Origin of the sequence: uncultured Sphingomonas sp. (assembly GCF_937859915.1) — a bacterium.
In the GTDB taxonomy this organism is placed as follows: domain Bacteria; phylum Pseudomonadota; class Alphaproteobacteria; order Sphingomonadales; family Sphingomonadaceae; genus Solisphingomonas.
The window spans coordinates 36896-43366 of the sequence record NZ_CALMAW010000051.1; the positions used below are offsets into that span (position 1 = coordinate 36896).

Annotated in this window: 5 protein-coding genes and 1 pseudogene; 1 reads left to right on the forward strand and 5 read right to left on the reverse strand. The window is 68.9% G+C overall.

The features are described from left to right. Position 1 precedes the first annotated feature (1 nt). Positions 2-1780 (forward strand): IlvD/Edd family dehydratase, encoded by a 1779-nt coding sequence (locus tag Q0326_RS06985; protein WP_298688549.1) that lies wholly within the window; start codon positions 2-4, stop codon positions 1778-1780. Between the two features lie 162 nt (positions 1781-1942). Here the strand turns inward: Q0326_RS06985 and Q0326_RS06990 are convergent, their stop codons facing one another. The 5 genes and pseudogenes from Q0326_RS06990 to Q0326_RS07010 form a co-directional block, all read right to left on the reverse strand. Beyond that, a complete protein-coding gene (locus tag Q0326_RS06990) occupies positions 1943-2809 on the reverse strand; it encodes an aldose 1-epimerase (protein ID WP_298688551.1) in 867 nt (288 codons plus the stop codon). Beyond that, entirely contained in the window at positions 2802-4208 is a 1407-nt protein-coding gene (locus tag Q0326_RS06995; RefSeq protein ID WP_298688553.1) for a sugar porter family MFS transporter, read from the reverse strand. The genes Q0326_RS06990 and Q0326_RS06995 overlap by 8 nt, the downstream gene beginning before the upstream one ends. 44 nt (positions 4209-4252) lie before the next feature. Next, on the reverse strand, positions 4253-5134 hold the full coding sequence (locus tag Q0326_RS07000) for an SMP-30/gluconolactonase/LRE family protein (protein WP_298688555.1): 882 nt from the start codon (positions 5132-5134) through the stop codon (positions 4253-4255). Between the two features lie 2 nt (positions 5135-5136). Next, entirely contained in the window at positions 5137-5943 is an 807-nt protein-coding gene (locus Q0326_RS07005) for an SDR family oxidoreductase (protein WP_298688557.1), read from the reverse strand. Positions 5944-5980: 37 nt separating this feature from the next. Further along, positions 5981-6471: pseudogene (locus tag Q0326_RS07010) on the reverse strand (fumarylacetoacetate hydrolase); the annotation flags it as partial.

Here is a 6471-nt window from a genome sequence, read left to right on the forward strand (position 1 = left end):
AGTGGACCGTGTACCGGTGAAGCCGTTCCGATCGCGCGACTGGTTCGCCGATCCGGCCCGCTCCGATATGACCGCGCTCTATCTCGAGCGCTTCATGAACTACGGCATCACGCCCGCCGAGCTGCGCTCGGGCCGGCCGATCATCGCGATTGCGCAGTCGGGAAGCGATCTGTCGCCGTGCAACCGCATCCATCTCGAACTCGCCAAGCGCACGCGTGACGGGATCCGCGATGCCGGCGGCATCTGCATGGAATTCCCGACCCACCCGATCTTCGAGAATTGCCGGCGCCCGACCGCCGCGCTCGATCGCAACCTCGCCTATCTCGGGCTCGTCGAGATCCTTTACGGTTATCCGATCGACGCCGTCGTGCTCACCACCGGCTGCGACAAGACGACGCCGGCCGGGATCATGGCCGCCTCGACCGTCGACATTCCCGCGATCGTGCTGTCGGGCGGCCCGATGCTTGATGGCTGGCACGATGGCGAGCTGGTCGGGTCGGGGACGGTGATCTGGCGGTCGCGGCGCAAGCTCGCTGCGGGCGAGATCGATGAGGAGGAGTTTCTCGAGCGGGCCTGCGACAGCGCGCCATCGGCAGGCCATTGCAACACGATGGGCACCGCCTCGACGATGAACGCGGTCGCCGAGGCACTCGGCCTCTCGCTGACCGGCTGCGCGGCGATCCCGGCGCCTTATCGCGAGCGCGGGCAGATCGCCTATGAGACGGGGCGTCGCATCGTCGAGATGGCCTATGAGGATCTGCGGCCGTCGCACATCCTGACCCGCGAGAGCTTCCTCAACGCGATCCGCACCGTCTCCGTCATCGGCGGCTCGAGCAACGCCCAGCCGCATATCATGGCGATGGCGCGTCACGCCGGCGTCGACATCGAGGTCAGCGACTGGACAAGACACGGCTACGACCTGCCGCTGCTGGTCAACATGCAGCCCGCGGGCGCCTATCTCGGCGAGCGGTTTCACCGCGCGGGCGGCGTGCCGGCGGTGATGGCCGAGCTTGCCGACGCCGGTCTGCTCGATGCCGACTGCAAGACGGTCACCGGTCGTACGATCGGCGAGAATGTCGCCGGGCGCCTGAGTCGCGACCGCGAGATGATCAAGCCGTTCGCCGAACCGATGAAGGAGAAGGCCGGCTTCCTCGCACTGACCGGCAATCTGTTCGACTTCGCAATCATGAAGACCAGCGTGATCTCGGACGAGTTCCGCCAGCGCTATCTGATGGCGCCCGGCGCCGAAGGCGTGTTCGAGGCGCGTGCGATCGTGTTCGACGGATCCGACGACTATCATCATCGGATCAACGATCCCGCGCTCGACATTGACGAGCGGTGCATCCTGGTGATGCGCGGCGCGGGGCCGCTCGGCTGGCCGGGCTCGGCCGAGGTCGTCAACATGCAGCCGCCGGACGCGTTGCTCCAGCGCGGCATCCAGGCGCTGCCGACGCTCGGCGACGGCCGCCAGTCTGGCACGTCGGACAGCCCGTCGATCCTCAACGCGGCGCCCGAAAGCGCCGCGGGCGGCGGCCTGTCGTGGCTGCGCACCGGCGACATCATCCGGATCGACCTCGAACTGGGGCGCTGCGACGCGCTGGTCACCGAGGCGGAGATCGCGGCGCGCCGGGCGGCGGGCGCACCCGCGATCCCGCCGAGCTACACGCCGTGGGAAGAGCTGTACCGCGAGAAGGTCGGCCAGATGGACGAGGGCGCGGTGCTCGAAATGGCGCTCAAATACCGCCGCATCTCCGAGCGCACGCCGCGGCATAACCACTAGGGCGCGCCGCCCGCGCTGCAACGGTCATTGCGCGCGCCACGAAGCGATCCAGAGCTACGCGCCGTCGGGCCTGGATTGCGTCTTGCTACGCGCCTCGCAATGACGGCGGCGGGGATCCAGCGCGCCTTGCGTCCTAATCGACGCGGCGTCGCCGGCGTTCGATCAGCACGCCGCGATTCGCATCGTCAGCCGCATCGCCGCACCGGGCGCGAGCCGCGCGAGCCCGCTGTCGTCGGGCGACGGCGGGCGATTGACCGCGTCGGGCATGTGCGAGACGGGCTCGATCCCGACGAACCCGACGTGCGGCGGGATGTGGACATGGACGAAGCGCGCGCCGTCCGCCGACAGCGTCGTGCGGTGCGCCCCGGCGGTCAGCGTCGCCGCCCCGTCCCAGCCCGCGAAGCAATGATCGACGAGCGCGGACCGCATCACCGGTGCGCCCGTCGCCCAATTCTCGACGGTCTCGGTGGTCGCGAGCCGGACCGGCAACTGCTCGGCGTCGGACAGCCACACGCCGCCGGTCGCCATCTGCAGCGTGGTGGTCGCATCCGCCGGGAAATAGGGGTGGAAGCCGAGCCCGGCGGGCATTGCCGATATATCGGTGTTGGTGATCGCGAGCGTCACCGACAGGCCGCCATCGTCCAGCCGGAAAATCTGTTCGGCCCGGTAGCGCCACGGCCATGCCGCGTCTGCGTCGTGATCATGGACGAGGACCGCGCGGTCCGGCGTTGCCGTCTCCACCGTCCACGCCGCCTGCCAGCTCGCGCCGTGAAGGCTGTGCGGATGGTCGCCGAAGTTGCGCGGCAGCGCGACGGCGCGGCCTTCGAAGGCGAAGCGACCGTGCGCGATGCGGTTGGCATAGGGCACCAGCGGGAAGCAGGCGGTGTCCAGCACCCGGGCGGGGCTGTCCGGCGACGGCCGGAGGATGTCGCGACCGGCGAGGCGGAGCGACAGGATGGCCCCGCCGAGCGCCGGGAGGAGATCGGCCTCCCAGGCGCCCGACGCGATCCGCACGACGGGATCAGCCAAGCATGTCCTCCAGCTCGCGACCCCGCGTCTCGCTGACCATCGCGCGGACGAAGAAGAAGGAGACTGCGGCGCTCAGCGCGTAGAAGCCGTAGGTGATCGGCAGCCCGAGCCCCGCCGCCATCGCGGGGAAGCTCACCGAGATGCCGAAATTCGCGATCCACTGCGCGAAGCCCGACACCGCAAGCCCCGAGCCGCGGATCTGGTTGGGGAACATCTCGCCGAGCATCACCCACATCACCGGGCCCCAGCTCGCGTTGAAGAAGATGACATAGGCGTTCGCCGCGATCAGCGCGACCGTGCCGGTGTGGCCCGGCAGCTGCAGCGATCCGTTGACCAGCGCGCCGCGCGCGAAGCAGAGCGCGACGACCGTCAGGGCCACCGCCATGCCCGCCGATCCGATCAGCAGCAGCGGCTTGCGCCCGATCCGGTCGACCGTGAACACGGTGAGCAGGCAGGAGAGAATCGAGAGCGTGCCCGACAGGATGTTGATCTTGAGCGAGTCCGCCTCGCTGAAGCCGACCGACTGCCACAGCACCGCGCCATAATAGAAGACGATGTTGATGCCGACGAGCTGCTGGAAGATCGCGATGCCGATCCCGGCCCAGACGATAGTGCGCACCTTGTTGGTGACGGGATCGCGCAGATCGGAGAAGCGCGGCTTGTGGTCGGCGACCAGGCTGCCGCGGATCTCGGCGACCTTGCGGATCGCCTCGGCCTCGCCGAACAGGCGGGTGAGCACCGCGCGCGCCTCGACGTCGCGACCCTTGACCGCGAGGAAGCGCGGGCTTTCCGGGATCACGAGAAGCGCCAGGAAATAGACCGCCGCCGGGATGACCTGCATCCAGAACATCCAGCGCCACGCGGCATAGCCCAGCCACAGCGGATCGACCGAGGTGCCCGCCGCCTTGGCGAGCACGTAATTGGCGACGAACGCACCGGTCAGCCCGGTGATGATCATGATCTGCTGCACGCTCGACAGACGACCGCGGATCGAGGCCGGGGTGACCTCGCTGATATAGACCGGCGAGAGCACGCTCGCGGCACCGACGCCGAGCCCGCCGAGCAGACGGGCGAGGATGAACAGCGTGGCGGAGGAGGCGGCGCCCGCACCCAGCGCGCTGACCAGGAACAGCAGGGCGGCCATCATCATCACCGTCCGGCGACCCAGACGGTCGGCGAGGCGGCCGGCGATGAACGCGCCGATCGCGCAGCCGATCAGGATCGCGCCGACGGTGAAGCCGGTGCCGAGCTTCGACAGGCCGAACGCCTGCTCGAGGCCCTGCTGCGTGCCGTTGATCACCCCGCTGTCATAGCCGAACATGAAGCCGCCGATCGTCGCCACCGCGACGATCGCGGCGATGAAGCCGATATTGGCCTGTCCGGCGCTGTCCCTATCCATCTCCTGCTCCCTTTATGTCGTTCTACCGTGGCGCGGCATGCTCGTCAGCCGGCGAGCACGACCCGGTGACCGGCGAGACCGGCCACCCCTGCGTCGAATGCGAACAGGTCACCGGCCAGCGGTTGGTCCTGCAGCGCGCGGTCATCGAGCCCCTTGCGCGCGGTGGTGGCGTAGGCGGTCGTCAGGCCGTCGCCACCGAAGGCGATCTTGGTGACGTTGGCAACCGGAAACGGCACGGTGGCGATCAATCGGCCATCGGGTGCATAGCGGCGAACGCCCCAGCCGCCGAACAGGCCGGTCCATACGCAGCCCTCCGCATCGATGGTCGGGCCGTCGGGATAGCCGGCGCCCTGCTCGATCTCGGCGAAGAGCCGCGGCGTGCCGAGCGTCGCGTCGTCATGCCGCGCGATCGCCCAGATCAGCCCGCGCAGCGTGTCGGTATGGTACAGCGTCGCGCCGTCGGGCGAGAGCGCGGGGCCGTTGGTGATCACCACCGGGGCGACGCCGCTGTCGTGCAGGCGGCCGTCCGCGAAGCGATAGAGCCGGCCGGTCTCGGCGGCTTCGTCGTCGTCCATCGATCCGAACCAGAGGTGCCCCTTGGCATCGACGACCGCATCGTTGAGGCGGTTGCCCGGCAGATGCGGTTCGGTCTCGTGGACGAGATTGAAGCCACCCGTCTCGGGATTGAAGCGGTGCAGCCCGTCCTGCAGCCCGACCAGCATGCCGCCGCCCGCGACGGGCAGGATCCAGCCAGGTTGCGCGGGCGCGTTCCAGCTGCGGGCGAGGCCGTCGTCCGGGCGGAAATAGTGCAGCCGCCGTTCCTTGATGTCGACGAACCAGACCGCCGCATCCGACGCCACCCACACCGGCCCCTCGCCGAGCGTCGCGCCGACGGCATAGATGCTGGTGGGGTGGGCGGCGGCCATGATCAGCGCCAGCCCGCGTCCACGAAATAATCGTGGCCGGTACACATCCGTGCATCGTCCGATGCCAGGAACAGCGCCAGCGCGGCGACATCCGCGGGCTGGACGCGCTGCTTGAGACACTGCGCGCCGATGATCTCGGCCTCGCCCTCGGGCGTGTACCATTGCAGCTGGCGCGGCGTCTCGACATTGCCTGGGACGATCGTGTTGACGCGGATGCCGTCGGCGCCGAGATCGCGCGCCATCGCGCGGGTCATGCCCTCGATCCCGGCCTTGGCGGTCTGGTAGAGGACGAGCTCGGGCAGCGCGAGATGCCAGCTGATCGACCCGAAATTGAGGATCACGCCGTCGCCGGCGGTCTTCATCGCCGGGATCACGGCCTGGGCTGCAAAGAAGAGATGGCGCAGATTGACCGCGATCCGGTTGTCCCAATAGGCGGGCGTAATCTCGCCGATCTGGTGACGATCGTCGTTCGCGGCGTTGTTGATCAGAATTTCGATGCCGCCGCCCAGCGCGGTCTCGAGCGTCGTCACGGCGCGCGCGAGATCGCCGAGGTCGGTGAGGTCGCACGGCTCGAACACCGGGCGGTGCGCCGCGTCGGCCGCGAGCTGCTCGACCAGCGCGCGCGACGCATCCTGTGCGATGTCCACGAAGCCGACCTTCGCGCCCTGCGCAACGAACGCCTCGACCAACGCCGCACCGATGCCGCTTCCGCCGCCGGTCACCAGCACGCGCTTGTCGCGCAGGCTGGGATAGGAGGCACCACGAGCGGTGCCGAGGGTCGTGGGGCGCGAGGCTTCAGTGTCCAGCATGGATATCTCGATATAGAGGAGGGGGGGGCGGGCGCGGTCAACGCGCCGTCGCGAGCAGGCCCCGCTGCGCCAGGTTGGTCATCAGGTCGCCGATGCCCGTCGACCACGGCGGCGCCGCCTTGGAGGTGGTGACGCGGTTGACCAGTCGGCCGAGGCGGCGCGACGAGATCGTCACCGTATCGCCGAGCTTGTGTGTGAAGCCGCGGCCCGGCTCGTCGCGATCCTCGGTCGGCGCGAACAGCGTGCCGAGGAACAGCGCGAAACCGTCGGGATAATGATGCTCGCTCAGCGTCTGGCGGACGAGATCCTCGGGATCGCGGCTGATCTGGTCCATCGAGCTCGATCCGGTCAGGCGATAGCCGTCCTCGCCCTCGATCAGCAGATCGATATGTGCGGTGCGGACGTCGTCCATGCCGAAGCCGTCGTCGAACAGACGGATCAGCGGCCCGAGCGAGCAGGACGCGTTATTGTCCTTGGCCTTGCCGAGCAGCAGCGCCGAGCGCCCTTCGAAATCGCGCAGATTGACGT

What these genes read in the sequence shown, in the direction of transcription:
- Q0326_RS06995 (WP_298688553.1), bottom strand. Translation starts at nt 4,208, where the DNA reads ATGGATAGGGACAGCGCCGGACAGGCCAATATCGGCTTCATCGCCGCG.
- Q0326_RS07000 (WP_298688555.1), bottom strand. Translation starts at nt 5,134, where the DNA reads ATGGCCGCCGCCCACCCCACCAGCATCTATGCCGTCGGCGCGACGCTC.
- Q0326_RS07005 (WP_298688557.1), bottom strand. Translation starts at nt 5,943, where the DNA reads ATGCTGGACACTGAAGCCTCGCGCCCCACGACCCTCGGCACCGCTCGT.